The 14,345-nt window shown below is 73.6% G+C and carries 16 protein-coding genes; 10 read left to right on the top strand and 6 right to left on the bottom strand.

Annotation, left to right across the window (positions count from 1 at the left end; all coding sequences use genetic code 11):
- Positions 1-19: 19 nt before the first annotated feature.
- Entirely contained in the window at positions 20-409 is a 390-nt protein-coding gene (locus FS825_RS15865; protein ID WP_260981277.1) for a RidA family protein, read from the bottom strand.
- A gap of 211 nt (positions 410-620) precedes the next feature.
- Between FS825_RS15865 and FS825_RS15860 the strand changes: the two genes are divergently transcribed.
- Complete coding sequence (locus FS825_RS15860) at positions 621-1,883, top strand: glycosyltransferase family protein (RefSeq protein ID WP_144714911.1); 1,263 nt, start codon at positions 621-623, stop codon at positions 1,881-1,883.
- Positions 1,884-1,911: 28 nt separating this feature from the next.
- Here the strand turns inward: FS825_RS15860 and FS825_RS18745 are convergent, their stop codons facing one another.
- From FS825_RS18745 to FS825_RS15845, 3 genes are all read right to left on the bottom strand, one after another.
- Entirely contained in the window at positions 1,912-2,403 is a 492-nt protein-coding gene (locus FS825_RS18745; protein WP_186377284.1) for a pyridoxamine 5'-phosphate oxidase family protein, read from the bottom strand.
- A 379-nt stretch (positions 2,404-2,782) separates the two neighbouring features.
- Positions 2,783-3,406, bottom strand: coding sequence for a hypothetical protein (locus FS825_RS15850; protein WP_144714907.1), 624 nt, complete (start codon positions 3,404-3,406; stop codon positions 2,783-2,785).
- 297 nt (positions 3,407-3,703) lie between these two features.
- Entirely contained in the window at positions 3,704-4,813 is a 1,110-nt protein-coding gene (locus tag FS825_RS15845; RefSeq protein WP_144714905.1) for an LLM class flavin-dependent oxidoreductase, read from the bottom strand.
- Between the two features lie 89 nt (positions 4,814-4,902).
- Here FS825_RS15845 and FS825_RS15840 point away from each other — a divergent pair, with 89 nt between their 5' ends.
- Positions 4,903-5,811 carry an SDR family oxidoreductase gene (locus FS825_RS15840; RefSeq protein WP_144714903.1) on the top strand — a complete coding sequence of 303 codons (909 nt, stop codon included), beginning with the start codon at positions 4,903-4,905 and terminating at the stop codon, positions 5,809-5,811.
- 55 nt (positions 5,812-5,866) lie between these two features.
- On the opposite strand, the gene FS825_RS15835 is transcribed toward FS825_RS15840, so the two are convergent.
- Together FS825_RS15835 and FS825_RS15830 are read right to left on the bottom strand one after the other, a co-directional pair.
- The gene (locus tag FS825_RS15835; RefSeq protein ID WP_186377283.1) at positions 5,867-6,583 is read right to left on the bottom strand and encodes an SGNH/GDSL hydrolase family protein; all 717 of its coding nucleotides are present in this window, start codon (positions 6,581-6,583) and stop codon (positions 5,867-5,869) included.
- Positions 6,584-6,641: 58 nt separating this feature from the next.
- The gene (locus tag FS825_RS15830; RefSeq protein WP_144714899.1) at positions 6,642-7,430 is read right to left on the bottom strand and encodes an NRDE family protein; all 789 of its coding nucleotides are present in this window, start codon (positions 7,428-7,430) and stop codon (positions 6,642-6,644) included.
- Between the two features lie 65 nt (positions 7,431-7,495).
- Here FS825_RS15830 and FS825_RS15825 point away from each other — a divergent pair, with 65 nt between their 5' ends.
- The 8 genes from FS825_RS15825 to FS825_RS15790 all read left to right on the top strand — a co-directional run bounded on the left by FS825_RS15825 (position 7,496) and on the right by FS825_RS15790 (position 14,316).
- Positions 7,496-8,836, top strand: coding sequence for a bifunctional phosphopantothenoylcysteine decarboxylase/phosphopantothenate synthase (locus tag FS825_RS15825; protein WP_144715085.1), 1,341 nt, complete (start codon positions 7,496-7,498; stop codon positions 8,834-8,836).
- Between the two features lie 44 nt (positions 8,837-8,880).
- Entirely contained in the window at positions 8,881-9,279 is a 399-nt protein-coding gene (locus FS825_RS15820; RefSeq protein WP_144714898.1) for a DoxX family protein, read from the top strand.
- Positions 9,276-10,091, top strand: a complete 816-nt coding sequence (locus tag FS825_RS15815) for a DUF2071 domain-containing protein (RefSeq protein ID WP_186377282.1) — start codon at positions 9,276-9,278, stop codon at positions 10,089-10,091. Before FS825_RS15820 ends, FS825_RS15815 begins: the two co-directional genes overlap by 4 nt.
- Positions 10,088-10,522: a DUF1810 domain-containing protein gene (locus FS825_RS15810; protein ID WP_144714894.1), complete on the top strand. Its 435-nt coding sequence runs from the start codon at positions 10,088-10,090 to the stop codon at positions 10,520-10,522. Before FS825_RS15815 ends, FS825_RS15810 begins: the two co-directional genes overlap by 4 nt.
- 118 nt (positions 10,523-10,640) lie before the next feature.
- Positions 10,641-11,291: a GntR family transcriptional regulator gene (locus tag FS825_RS15805; protein WP_144714892.1), complete on the top strand. Its 651-nt coding sequence runs from the start codon at positions 10,641-10,643 to the stop codon at positions 11,289-11,291.
- A gap of 195 nt (positions 11,292-11,486) precedes the next feature.
- On the top strand, positions 11,487-11,942 hold the full coding sequence (locus FS825_RS15800; protein WP_144714890.1) for a MarR family winged helix-turn-helix transcriptional regulator: 456 nt from the start codon (positions 11,487-11,489) through the stop codon (positions 11,940-11,942).
- Between the two features lie 290 nt (positions 11,943-12,232).
- A complete protein-coding gene (locus FS825_RS15795) occupies positions 12,233-13,096 on the top strand; it encodes an aggregation-promoting factor C-terminal-like domain-containing protein (RefSeq protein WP_144714889.1) in 864 nt (287 codons plus the stop codon).
- Between the two features lie 71 nt (positions 13,097-13,167).
- Positions 13,168-14,316: a low temperature requirement protein A gene (locus FS825_RS15790; protein WP_260981276.1), complete on the top strand. Its 1,149-nt coding sequence runs from the start codon at positions 13,168-13,170 to the stop codon at positions 14,314-14,316.
- The last annotated feature ends 29 nt before the right edge of the window (positions 14,317-14,345 follow it).

Below are 14,345 nucleotides of genomic sequence, written 5' to 3'. Positions count from 1 at the left end.
AGCGATGGCGAAGCTGTGGTCAGTCGCCGGTCGGCAGCACCGCCACCACGTCGATCTCGACCAGGATGTTCGCCAGGTGCGACTGGACCGTCGTGCGCACCGGGTACGGCTGGGAGAAGTGCTTGGCATACTCCTCGTTGAAGGCGGCGAAGTCACGGTCGGAGTGCTCGAGGTGCACGGTCGACTTCACGACGTCGTCGAGGGTGGCGCCGTGCTCGGCCAGGACGGCCGCGATGTTGGCGAGCACCTGGGCGGTCTGCCCGGCGACGTCGTCGGCGATCGCACCGGTCGCGGGATCCTGGGGGCCGAAGCCGGCGGTGTAGAGGAAGCCGTTGGCGACGATGCCCTGGCTGTACGGGCCGGCGGGCTTCGGGGCGTTGTCGGTCACGATGGCGGTCTTGTTCGGCACGGTACTCCAGACGAGCAGATGGACGAGCGGGTGGACGAGAGCTTCCAGGCTAGGGCGACCACGGCCCGCGAACCGGCCGCGTGACCGTCGCTTTCTGTCCTGCAGAACGCACGTCGCGCCTCCAGGCCGTGTCCGCAGGGGCGTCCCAAGCATCACCCGTCTACGCTCGGAGCGTGCCCCCTGCCATGCCCGAACATCGCGGAGCGTCGCGGTGAGTCGAGTGGACGGGACCCTCACGGAGTCGATCGCCAGCGGTCGCCGCCGGGTCCTCGACCTCGCGACCGCCCTGCCGGCGTGGGCCGCCGTGCTCCTGGTGTGGACCGGCGGACGCATCGTGTCCACGTTCTGGTTGGCGCTCGCGTACCCGCTGATCGGTCGGGCCCTGCCGGAGAACGCGATCTGGGGCAACGACCACGGGTTCTTCACCTTCCTCACGGCGTGGGACGGCCAGTACTACGAGCAGATCTCGGTGCACGGGTACCCGTCCACGCTCCCCCTCGACGCCGCCGGTCACGTGGCGCAGAACGCGTGGGCGTTCCTGCCGGCGTTCCCGTTCACGATCCGGATGCTCACCGCGTCGACGGGGGTCCCGTTCGCCGTCGGAGCACCCGCGATCGCCCTGCTGGCCGGACTCATCGCCACGTACCTGCTGCACCGTCTCGTCCGCGACCGTGCCGGGTTCGCCGCTGCCCTGTGGGCGGTGTTCTTCTTCACGTGCGGCCCGCTCTCGTTCCTGCTGCAGGTCGGCTACGCGGAGAGCATGTTCCTCGCGCTGACCTTCGGGTCGCTCGTCGCGCTCGAACGCCGTCGCTACGGGCTGCTGACCGCCCTCGGAGTCGTCGCGGCGTTCACCCGGCCGGGCGCGCTCGCGATCCCGCTCGTGCTCGGGGTCGTCGCCGTGACCCGGTGGGTCCGTGCCCGCCGCGAGGCCGGCGCCCACGGCGCGGACGGCGTCCGCTCGCTCGACGCGTTCCCGGTCGCCGAACGCGTGCGGGTCGTGGCCGCCGGCGTCGTGATGGTGGTCGCCGGGTTCGCGTGGCCGCTCATCGCCGCGCACGCCACCGGCTCGCCGAACGCCTACCTCGAGACCGAGATGTCCTGGTGGGTGAACTTCATCGGCCGGGTCGACTTCACGCCCCTCACCCCGTGGTTCCTCATCGCAGCGCGGTGGCTCGGCGTCGGCGGCGTCCTCATCGTGGTGTTCCTGCTCGTCGCGTACCCGGTGTGGCTGCTCCGTCGGTCCACGCGACAGCTCGGTTCGACGACCGTGCTCTACGCCGCCGCGTACGCGCTCTACATCTTCGCGGTGTCGCTCCCGATGGCGTCGACGCCACGGTTGCTGATGCCGCTGGCGCCGCTCTTCGGCTCCCCCGAACTCGTCGCGAAGCCGTGGATGCGCTGGACCCTGGTGGTCGGCGCCGTGCTCGGGCAGCCCGTGCTCGTGGCCGTGCTTTGGCTGCTCGGCCCCCCGTGAGCGGAGCCGAGCAGCCGCGTCTCGCTCGCTAGAGCTCGACGGTGCCGTGCGTGCCGGTGTCGGGCTGGCTCTGCTTGCCGATCGCGGCCTTGAGGGTCTGCACGAGACTGCCGACCGGGCCGGTGTCCTGCGTCCAGTACTCGACCGAGTCCCCCTCGACGGTGAGGAGGCGGATCGACGGGTCCTGACGTCCCTCGGGGAACCACGCCTCGGCAAAGGGCGACCACAGCTCGTCGATCACCGAGTCGTCCTGGGTGACCGTGGCGGTGCCCGCGATGGACAGGTACCCGCCCTGTGACTCGATCGCGACGTTGACGTGCGGGTTCCGGGCGATGTCCTCGACCTTCTCGCTGCCGTCCTGCACGAGGAACCGGAGGGTGCCGTGGAACGCCTTGTCCTGCACGGCGAGGGGCCGTGCGTGGAGCTGCCCGTCCTCGTTCACGGTCGTCAGCAGGGCCGTGTGGGCTCCGTGGACGATGTCCGAGATGGCTGCGCGCTGGTCTGCCTCTGTGTCCGTCATGGTGCTCCTCTCGCGTCGTGCGCCCCGTTGTGTCCGACGTGCGGCCGGGTCTCCCCGGGGCGCGGTCCGATCGGGCCAGTCTGCCCCTCCACCCTGGGTGCGTCCGGTCCGGTTCCGGTTCCGGTTCCGGTGCGTCCGGTCCAGGAGGCGCGGCTCGGCCCGGGCGCGGAGGGCGGCGGTCCCGGCGGTCCCGCGGTGCTGCGGATGCGGATGCGGCAGTGCGACACGGCACCCGTCGATCGACGCGTGCCGTGTCGATCGATGCGCGGGCACCGGATGCGTCCGCATCGTGCGACTCCGCGCTCGTCGATCGACGCGTGCGTGTCGGATCGCGCGTGCCACGGCGCGGCCGACCGGCCCGCGAGGCGGAGCGCCGGTGTCAGGCGGGCTCGCGGATCGTCGTCTCGACGTCGACGACCTGCGGGATCCGGGGCATCGACGCGAAGCCGAACGCCACCGGCGGGTCGAGCGGCGCGAGCGACCCGAGGTCCTCCGCCGCCCAGGTCCCCCGCACCCCGGTGACGTCGTGCGCGCCCGTCACGCCGTAGTACTCGCGGCGACCGTTGCCTGCCGAGCCCGCGGTCCCGGACCCGGGCGCGAGGATCCGTGCCACCGGGTCGATCGCGGCGAGCCACCGCGGATCGCGGGCGATCGGCTTCGGGACGATGCGGAGCACCCGGCCGAGCGGCGAGATCCCACCGACGTCGATCGACGCGTGCAGCGCACCCGCCGAGAGCTCGATGCCGCGAGCGGTCCGGCGCGCGGACACGTCCACGACGGACACCGTGTCGAAGCGGTAGGTCCCGGAGACGTACGCGGCGACGATCTCGTCCGGGGCCAGCAGCACCGATGACCCGTCGGGCAGCTCGAGGAACACGTCCGTGAACGCCCCGAACGGCGACCGCTCCCACATGCCGACCACGATCCGGACGCCCGAGGTCGTCCCGACGCCGGTGATCCGGCCGCGGAACCGACGTTCGGGAGCTGGGGGTCGTGGTGACATGCCCTGGACCGTACCCGGCGTCCCGTGAGCGGACGCCGGGGAGCCGAGCCGCGCCTCCCGACCGACAGACGACAGCCGGCAGCCGGCAGCCGGCAGCCGGCAGCCGCAGCTGGCCGGGCCGACTCGCCCCGCCCGCCCTCGCGAGAGCGACACTGTCACGCGATCGTTCCGCGCAGAACTGTCGCTTTCGCGGGAGGGACGGGGCGCCGCCGGGCAGAACTGTCGCTTTCGCAGGACCGGCCGGCAGCAGGCGGCCGGGCCGGCAGGCGGCCAGCGGGCCGCAGGCGGCCGGCCGCCCTACGGGACGGGGACCGGCTCCGCCAGCAGCTCCCGCACCCGCGGCGCGACCTCGGTGCCGTAGAGCTCGATCGACCGCATCATGTCCTCGTGCGGCAGGCGACCCGTCGCGTACCGCATGTCGAACCGCGAGACGCCGAGGATCCGCATGTTCCGCGCGATCTTCCGCGCGACGGTCTCGGGCGACCCCACGTAGAGCGACCCGCCGGCGGACAGCCCGGCGCGGTAGCCGGCGACGTCGAGCGGCGGCCAGCCGCGCTCCCGGCCGAGCCGGTCGGTGACGTCCTTGTGGTACGGCCAGTAGCGGTCGGCCGCTTCCTCGTCGGTGGCGGCGACGAACCCGGGCGAGTGCATCGCGATGGGCTGCTGCGGGAGGTCGAGCTGCGTGAGCGCCTGCCGGTAGAGCCGCGAGAACGGGGCGAACTGCGCGGGCTGCCCGCCGATGATCGCGAGGAACAGCGGGAGGCCGTAGGACGCCGCACGGATCACGGACTGGGGCGACCCGCCGACGCCGATCCAGGTGGGGATGGCGCCGTGGTCGAGCTTCGGGAACACGTGCTGGTCGGTGAGCCCGGGCCGCACGGTGCCGGACCACGTGACCGGGTCGCCGCCGCGGAGGGCCGCGAAGAGCTGGAGCTTCTCCTCGAACAGGACCTCGTAGTCGGCGAGGTCGTAGCCGAACAGCGGGAAGGACTCGGTGAAGGACCCGCGGCCGAGGATGACCTCGGCGCGTCCGTCGGAGATCGCGTCGACGGTGGCGAACCGCTCGTACACGCGGACGGGGTCGTCGGACGACAGGACGGTCACGGCGGAACCCATCCGGATCGTCGAGGTGCGCGCGGCGATCGCGGCGAGGACGACCTCGGGGGCGCTCACGGCGTAGTCGACGCGGTGGTGCTCGCCGACGCCGATGAAGTCGATGCCGACCTGGTCGGCGAGGACGGCCTCGTCGATGATGTCCCGGATGCTCTCGGCGTGCGTGTGGCGGCTGCCGTCGGGGCGGTCGGTGACGTCGCCGAAGGTGTCGAGGCCGAGCTGCACGGGGCCGATCCGCTCGGGGGCGGGCGGCGGCACGTCCGAGGGGCGGTCGGTGCCGAATGCGTTGCTCATGGTGTCCTCCCGGTCGCACTTCCATGCGTTTGCATCAATGTAGCACGCCGGACCGGTCGCGACCAGCCCCCGCGTGTACGGTCGCCCGCATGCCGCAGATCCCCGACCAGACCGGCCGCCGCATCGTCGTCACGGGCGCGAACAGCGGAACCGGCAAGGAGACCGCCACCCGCCTCGCAGCCGCCGGCGCGTCCGTCGTGCTCGCCGTCCGCACGACGTCGAAGGGCGACGCCGCAGCCGCCGACATCCGGGCCGCCCACCCGTCCGCGGACGTCGAGGTGCGCGAGCTCGACCTCGCCGACCTGGCGAGCGTGCGCCGCTTCGCGGCCGGAGTCCTGGCCGAGGACCGGCCGCTCGACGTGCTCGTGAACAACGCCGGCGTCATGGCACCGCCGAAGCGCTTCGAGACCGTGGACGGCTTCGAGCTGCAGCTCGGCACGAACTTCCTCGGCCCGTTCGCCCTCACGAACCTGCTGCTGCCCGCCCTCCTGCGCTCACCGGACGCCCGGGTCGCGACGATGTCGAGCATCGTGGCGGTCGGCGGCCGCATCCGGTTCGACGACCTGCAGTGGGAGCGCGGGTACAACGGCTGGCGTGCGTACGCGCAGTCGAAGCTGGCCGACCTCCTCCTCGCGCTGCACCTGCACCGGCTGACGGTCGAGCTCGACTGGCCCGTCACGAGCACGGCCGCGCACCCGGGCTACACGCGGACGAACCTGCAGTCGGCCGGCCGCTCCCTCGGCCGCGCGAAGCCTGTCCGCTCGAGGAACCTCGCGCTGCCCTTCACCCAGGACGTCGAGCAGGGCTCCGAGCCGCTGCTGTACGCGGCGGTCGGACCGAACGCCGTCGGTGGCGCGTACTACGGGCCGTCCGGCCCGTTCGGGCTCGTCGGGCCGACGACGACGGCGTCGATCCCGGGGTCGGCGCGGAGCGCGGACCTCGCGCGGTCGCTGTGGGCTGTCGCGGAGGACCTCACCGGGACCACGCCGCCGGCCTGACCGAGGTGGCTGGTGTCGTCGGCCTGGAGGCGCGGCTCGCCCCCGCCCCGTCCCGTCAGAACCGCACGTGGTCGCGCGCGAAGGCCGTGGCCACCGCGGCCTCGACCGCTCGCTGACCACGCGCGGTCGGGTGCACGTCGTCCGCCTGCATCCAGGCCGCGTGCCCCCGGAGCGGCTGGCCGATGTCGACGGACGTGCCGCCGTCCTGCCGGATCGCCGACCGCAGCGCCGCGGAGATCGTCGCGAGCTGCGCGGGCGGGGCGTCCTCGTCCCAGATCGCACTCAGGCCGACCACGCGCGCCCGCGGCAGGAGCCGGTGCACCTCGGCCACGAGCTGCTCGGTGGCACCGTCGAGCTCGTCGTCGTCCTGCCCGAGGTCGTTCGAGCTCGCCTGCAGGAACACCACCGCCGGCCGCAGGTCGACGGCCCGCTGGACGGTCTCCGCGTAGGTGCTGCCGCACGCGTCGTCGCCCCCCGCCGTCAGCACGCCCGCACCGTCGCAGGACAGGTTCGTGAGCTGCCAGTGCTCCCGACGGGCGAGCAGCGCCGGCCACGCCTGACCGTCGGCCAGCCCGTGGCCGCCGCTGATCGAGTCGCCGACCACCACGACCCGGGCACCCCGGGCCTGGTCCCACGGGCGCGAGGTCGGGCTGGCGACCGGACCGGGGTCCGGTGCCGCGGCGACGGAGGCGTCCTCGGTGCACGCCCCGAGACCGAGCACGGCGGCGACCGCCACGACGGTGGCGAGCACGGCACGGGTCCGGGTGGTCACGCCCCGGGACGGTACGCGCCGGGGCCGTGACCCGGCCCGGTCCGTGCTGTGGCCGGACTCAGGCGTGGTGCAGCTCCACCGAGCCGTCCAGGCGCCCGGGTTCGGTGAGTCGGGCGTGCTGGAGCACCGTGCGCTCCGGGCCGATCGCGGCGGCGACGATGGACAGCGTCGCGACGTGCCCCTCGTGCTCGTGCGCATCGCGGAGGATCGCGTCCGGGTCGTCGGCCGGCAGCACGGCCGACTCGGCGAGGAGCCCGAACCAGCCGCTCCACCCGTCACCCGGGTCGTCGCCGGCGTTGGCGGCGCGGAGTTCGTCGAAGGGGCCGAGCACGGGTGGCCCGACCGGGGCCGCGACCGCACGGAAGGCCTCGAGCCACCGACCGACCCGCGGCGCAGCTGGGTCGTCGGGCTCACCGTGCGTGACCATGTGCACGCCCGGCCCGAGCACCGTCGTGCGGACGCGGGAGCCGTCCCACGCCAGCACCTCGGCGCCGTCGGCCGTGGCGCGGACGAGGTTGAACGCCCGGGTGGTGGGGAGCGTGCCGTCGTGACCGGGCAGCACGCCGGTGACGGCGTCGAGCGGCACGACCCCGCGGGTGGTCCAGGTGTCGTCGTCGCTCGGCACCGGTTCGCCACGGTTCAGGACGACCGCGAGCCCCGCGGCGTCGGAGGCCGCGAGCCACGCGCCACCCGCCGAACGGTCGCGGACACCGCGGACCGAGGGGTCCCGCTCGGGCCACCACGCGGCCGGCGGGTCCCAGGGCCGCTCGGGCGACTCGTCCCGCAGCGCGAGCATGGTGACGGGCCACGCGGACCCGGGGTCGACGCGGACGACGACGGTGCACATGGGGTCGATCCTCGCACGGCGGCCCGGGTAGCGTGACCGACGTGAACGCAGCAACAGAGCGCCGTCTGACCGTCGTCGTCGGGATCACGGGGGGCATCGCCGCCTACAAGGCCGTCGGCGTGGTCCGCGAATTCGTCAAGCGGGGCCACGACGTGCACGTCGTCCCGACCGAGGGTGCGCTCCGCTTCGTCGGCCTGCCGACCCTCGAGGCGCTCAGCCGGAACCCGGTCACCACGAGCGTCTTCGAGGACGTCGCCGAGGTGCGGCACGTGTCCCTCGGACGCCGGGCGGACCTCGTGGTCGTCGCCCCCGCGACCGCCGACTCCCTCGCGCGGATGGCGGCCGGGCTCGCGGGCGACCTGCTCGGCACGACCCTGCTCGCGACCGAGGCGCCCGTCGTGGTCGCACCCGCCATGCACCCGCAGATGTGGGAGCACCCCGCGACCCGGGCGAACGTGGCCACGCTCCGGGAACGCGGCGTCCGGTTCGTCGGACCCGAGGTCGGCGCGCTCACGGGCGACGACGCCGGGATCGGGCGGATGGCCGAGCCGGAGGACATCGTGGCCGGGGCACTCGCGGTGCTGGACCACGGGACGGACGCGGGCCGGACCGCCGGGGGCGAGCCGCGCCTCCAGGCAGGACCCGCCGGCGCGACCCGCACTGCCGACGCGACCGGCACTGCGGACGCCACCCGCACCACTGACGCGCTCCACACCGGCGCGCGCGGCGAGCAGGGCGACCTCGCCGGCGTCCGCGTGGTCGTGAGCGCCGGCGGCACCCGCGAACCGTTCGACCCGGTCCGGTTCGTCGGCAACCGGTCCAGCGGCCGGCAGGGCGTGGCGATCGCCGCCGACGCCGCACGGCGCGGAGCAACGGTCACGGTCGTCGCCGCGAACGTCGAAGCCGCGCTGACCGACGGCCTCGACGCCACCGTCGTCCCGGTCGGGTCCGCCCTCGAACTCGCCGACGCGGTGCACGCGGCGGCCGCCGACGCCGACGTCGTCGTGATGACCGCCGCCGTCGCCGACTACCGACCCGCCGAGGTCCGGACCGAGAAGCTCAAGAAGGATACGCAGGGCGACACCATGACGCTCGAGCTGGTGAAGAACCCGGACGTCCTCGCGGACCTCGTCGCGGCCCGCCGCACCGGGCAGATCGTCGTCGGGTTCGCCGCGGAGACCGAGCCGGACCGCGCCGCGCGGATCGAGCTCGGGCGCGCGAAGATCGCCCGGAAGCCGGCGGACCTGCTCGTGGTGAACCACGTCGGCTGGTCGGCGGGGTTCGAACGCGAGGAGAACGCGATCGAGGTGCTCGTCCCCGGCGGCGAGGTCGTCCGCGAGACCTCCGGCAGCAAGGCCGAGGTGGCCGCCGCGGTCCTCGACCTCGTCGCGACCGCGCTCACCTGAGCGCTCTCGGTGTGCGCTCGGGTGGGCGCGGGCACGATGGGCCCATGCGACGACGCGAGCGCGCACGACGCGCAACACGCACCGCAGCCCTCCTCGCCGTCGTGCTGGGCGGAGCCGGTGTCACCCACTTCCTGCGGCCGAGGGGCTACGACCGGATCGTCCCGGACGGCCTGCCGCCGCGGCTGACCACGCTGGCGTCCGGCGCCGCCGAACTCGGGATCGCGACCGGACTCGTCATCCCCGCCACCCGTCGCGCTGCGGGGTGGGCGGCGGCGGCCCTGTTCCTCGCGGTGTTCCCCGCGAACGTCAAGATGGCGAACGACCTGCTCGACAGCCCGCGGTCGACCCGCACGATGCGCCTCGTCTCGGTGCTCCGCCTGCCGGTGCAGGCACCCCTCGTCGCCTGGGCGGTCCGCGTCGGTCGACACGCGCCACGACCGTGACCGAGCCCTCCCGCACCCGCGCGGCGGTCCCGCTCGTGCACCGACCCGTGACGGTGCACGCGTGGGAGGACATCGTCTTCGCGCCCTGGCGCCACGACCCGGCGTCCCTCGCACGGCTCGTCCCGCGTGGCACCCGGCCCGACATCGTCGACGGGAGCGCGTGGGCAGGTCTGTCGGCGTACGTCTTCCGCGAGACGCGGGTCCCCCCGTTCCCGCCGTCCGGTCGGCTCGGCTCGATGACGGAGGTCACGATCGAGGTCCTCACGATCGACGACCGCGGCCGGCGCGGGGTCGCCTACCGCACGGTCGACACCGCGAACGTCCCGGCGATCGTCGCCGCGCACGCCCTGCTCGGCGTGCCGTACACGTTCGCCCACGCCCGGGCCGGGCGTCGCGGGGACACGCTCACCTACCGCTCGGTGCGGCACCCGGCGCGCGGCGCGCACCCGATCCGCTGGTTGCGCGGTCGCCTCGGCGGACCGGTGCAGCCCCGGGGATCGATGCGGTCTGGAGGCGCGGTGGAACCCCGGCACGGAGCCACCGTCCGCGTGGTGGCCGGCGACGTGGTCGACAGCCCGCTCGCGACGGAGCTCACCACCCGTCAGGGCATCCACGCGCGCCACCTCGCCCAGACGCTGTTCTGGCAACGGCAGCACCCGCCGCTCACGATCCGGTCCGCACGGCTCGAACGACTCGACGGGGACCTGCCGGACGCGGTCGGGATGTCCGGTCTGCTCGACCGCCACCCGGACTCGCTGCTCGTGGTCGACGGCACCACCGTCCGGTACGCGTGGGGGGACGTGGTCCGGTGACCGACGACCCGCACCACCTCGAACGGTTCGTCCGCGCCCAGGACGGCGTCCACGACCGAGCGCTCGCCGAACTGCGGAGCGGACGGAAGTCGTCGCACTGGATGTGGTTCGTGTTCCCGCAGCTCGCCGGTCTCGGTCGGTCGGCAACGGCGCAGCAGTACTCCCTCGACGGCCTCGACGAAGCCCGGGCGTACCTCGCGCACCCGGTCCTCGGACCACGGCTCCTCGAGGCGACCGACGCCGCAGCGACCGCCCCGGCCGGATCGGTCGACGCGCTGCTCGGGGGCGTCGACGCGTTGAAGCTGCGCTCCTCGATGACCCTCTTCGCGCTCGCGGCTCCGGACCCGGCTCCGTTCCGCGCCGTGCTCGACCGGTGGTACCGCGGGACGGAGGACCCGGTCACGGTGCGACTGGTGCACCAGGACGACTGACACGCAGCGGACCGAGCGGGAAGCCGCTCTCATATCAGGTACCGTGATGCGAGCATCCGCGCCGAGTGGCCGAGTGCAGGACCCGTCCACTCCACGCCCCGATCCCGGAGGAACCCGCATGCCGGTCCCCACCAGTGCACCGACCGAGCACCAGCTGCTCCGCGACACCGTCCGCCAGAAGATCCACGCCGCGATCATGGACGGCACCCTGGAACCCGGCGAGCGGCTCAACGACGACGAGCTCATCGCCTGGCTCGGCGTCTCCCGCACGCCGATCCGCGAAGCGTTGAGCCAGCTGGCCCGCGCCGGCCTCATCGAGATGGCGCCGAACCGCTACACCCGGGTCACCACGCCGAAGCCGACGGAGGTGGTCGAGGCACTGCAGACCCTCGGCGTCCTGTTCGGCGGCGTGGTCCGTCTGGCGGTCCCGCGCCTCGGCGCCGCGGCGAAGAAGAAGATCCTCGCCCAGCTCGACCAGACCATCAAGGACTACGAGGCGCACGACGTCGCCGCGGTCAACCGGGACTCCCTCGCGGTGTTCGCCCGCTACGTCGAGGACTGCGGCAACGAGAACCTGCAGCGCGTCTGCCGCGACACGATGGACGGGCTCGCGTTCCGCCTCCGCCTGCCGAACCTCGACGAGCTGGTCGACTGGGACCAGCAGACCGCGGACTTCCGCCGACTGCGCGAGGCGACCGCGTCGGGCGACAACGTCGCGGCCGAGCTCGCGACCGAGGCGATCCACCTCCTGCCGGGCGAGAAGCGCTGAACCGCCTGCCCGACACCGTCGTTCCCTGAGCGACCGGACAGGAACCGCCCGTCGCGACCCTTCGAGGCGGGCGGGCCTCGTCCTGCCCGGCCCCGTCGGTGCGCGGGGCGAGCGCGCGCGGCGGGTGCCGTCACGGGCCGCGGGGAGCGGATAGCATCGCTCCCGACCACCCGTCGCACGACCCGAGAGGACCGCATGAGCGACCGCCAGCCGGACCGGACCGAGATCGCTGCACGCCTGGCTGCAGCCGTCGGTCGGATCAACCGACGGGCACGCACCGACTCGGCCTCGCTCGGGTACGGCCTCGTCTCCGCGCTCGCGACGATCCAACGCGAAGGACCCCTGCGCCCCGGCGACGTGTCGCGGATCGAGGTGGTCACGAAGCCGACCACGACGCGCATCCTCACCGAGCTCGAACAGCGCGGGTTCATCGAGCGTGAGGCCGACCCGCGCGACGGGCGGGCCTTCATGGTGAGCGCCACGCCCGAGGGCATCGCGGCCGTCGAACGGGCCCGTTCCGACCGCACCGGGATCGTCGCGGAGCTCATCGCGGAACTGCCCGAGGACGACGTCGCGGCGATCGCTGCAGCCCTGGGCGCCCTGGAGCGAGTGGCACAGGGCGATCGCACCCAGGAAGCTCCCACCTCGTAGCCCCGATCCGGCCGTTACCGAACCGTTACCCGGGGGTGGACGGACGGTTCTGCCAGCCAGTCTGGATGCCCCGTCCAGCCGAAGCGGTCAGGGTGGCGACTTCGCCCATCGGCGGCCACCCCACGGTCGCCGGCCGGCGGACGGACGGGCCCCACACCACCGTCCGGTCCTCCCCCGGCTCGCGAGCTCCTGACGACGGACGTCCCACGTCCGTCCCCCTGCACGCTCCCCTCATCCCCGCGCGCATCGTCACGGGCTGCGCACCACGAGCCGGCCGACCACCGGAATCGATGACGGAACGCAACACCGACCTCCCCACCACCACGGCCTCGACCCGACGTGAGGCCCTGAACTCCCCCACCCGACGACTGCGCCGAGCACTCCGCCGCCCCACGACCCTCGTCGTCGGCGGCGCAGCGGTCCTCGCCGTCGCCGGCGGCATCGCCTCCGTGGGCGCCCAGCCCGCGATCGGCGAGGCGTTCGGCGTGCCGACGGCCAGTGCCACCTCGGCGCCGGCGCTCGACGGGACGGCCCTCGACCGTGCGCAGGCCGCCGCGACCATCGCCACCGCCCGGTCCGTCGTGGACACCGCGAACGAGAAGACCGACACCGGCACGCTCGAGCGCCGGATCGACGCGCTCGACGACTACCGGAAGCTCTCCGGCGCGGCGCTCACCACCCGGATCTCGTCGACGGTGGACGCCACCGCCGACGTCGCGAACGCCAGCGCCACGCAGGACAAGCGGGACGTCGACGCGAAGGCCGCCGCAGCCGCAGCCGCGCAGAAGGCAGCCGCCGAGAAGGCCGCCGCCGCCGAGGCCGCACGGAAGCTGGCCGCCGGGAACACCGTCGCCGGCGCGAAGGCGACGGCAGCGTCGCTCGCATCCTCGGAGTACGGCTGGGGCTCCGACCAGTTCCAGTGCCTGGACAGCCTCTGGACCAAGGAGTCCGGGTGGAACTACCGGGCCGTGAACGCCAACGGCGGGGCGACCGGCATCCCGCAGGCCCTGCCCGGCTCGAAGATGGCGACGATCGCCGCAGACTGGCAGACGAACGCCACCACCCAGATCACCTGGGGGCTGCAGTACATCAGCGCCTCGTACGGCACGCCGTGCGCCGCGTGGGCGCACTCGCAGGCGTCGAACTTCTACTGAGTCGGCGGCGCCACGCACGACGAACGGCCCCGGGATCGCTCCCGGGGCCGTTCGTCGTGTAGGCATACCGGGTGACCACCATCGGACTCCGCCGCATGGCACCGCGCGACCCCGCCGAGGGACACCGTGCCGCCAGCCCCCTCGAGCTCCTCTTCGACCTGGTGTTCGTCGTCGCCGTCGGGTTCGCCGCGTCGAACCTGCACGAGATCGAGGTCGAGGGGCACGTCTCCTCCGCGGTGCTCTCGTACGCGTTCGTGTTCTTCGCGATCTGGTGGGCGTGGATCAACTTCACCTGGTTCGCCACGTCGTTCGACACCGACGACTGGCTCTACCGCGTCATGACGTTCGTGCAGATGGCCGGGGTGCTCGTGCTCGCGGCGGGGGTGCACGCCGTGATGGTCGACGGTTCCACGGTCATCGTGGTCGTCGGCTACGTCGTGATGCGCCTCGCGCTGGTCGGGCAGTGGTTGCGGGTCGCCGCCTCGTCGCCCGAGTACCGGCGCACCGCGCTCCGCTACGCCGCCGGCATCGTCGTCGTCCAGGTGTTCTGGGTGGCCGCCGTGGCGCTGCCGTGGGACGTCGAGGAGTTCGTCATCCCCGTCCTCATCCTCCTCGAGGTGCTCGTCCCGCCGTTCGCCGAGGCCGGCAGCCGCACCACGCCGTGGCACACCCGTCACATCGCCGAGCGGTACTCCCTCTTCACGCTCATCGTCCTGGGCGAGGGACTCGTCGCGTCCGCGAACGCGGTCATCGACGGCATTGCGCACGCCGACCACCTCGCGTCGCTGCTCACCCTCGCCGCGTGCGGACTCGTCATCGTCGTCGGCATGTGGTGGATCTACTTCTCGCGGGAGCAGCACGCGCACATCCGCTCGCTGCCGACCGCGCTCGTGTTCGGCTACGGGCACTACCTCGTGTTCGCGGCGGCCGGGGCGCTGCCCGCGGGGATCGAGGTCGCGGTGAGCGCCGACGCAGGCGAGGCCGACCTCTCCGACGCGACGGTGGCCGCCACGATCGCGGTGCCGGTCGCCCTGTTCGTGCTGTCGATCTGGGCGCTGGCGCTCCGGCCGTCGCTGACGCTCGGCTGGAACCTCGTCGTCGTGGTGCTCGCGCTCGGGGTGCTCGCGAGCATCGCCGTCCCGGCGGTCACGCTCCTCGTGACGGCGGTCCTCGTCGCCGCGATCGTCGTGGTCCTGGAGGTCGCGGACCGCAGACGGTGACCCGGTCCGGACGGGAGGCGCGACGCCGG

It is taken from the genome of Curtobacterium pusillum (assembly GCF_007680845.1).
Lineage (GTDB): Bacteria > Actinomycetota > Actinomycetes > Actinomycetales > Microbacteriaceae > Curtobacterium > Curtobacterium pusillum_B.
The sequence above is the reverse complement of the archived record's forward strand: the minus strand, read 5'-3'. Positions and strand labels throughout refer to the sequence as shown.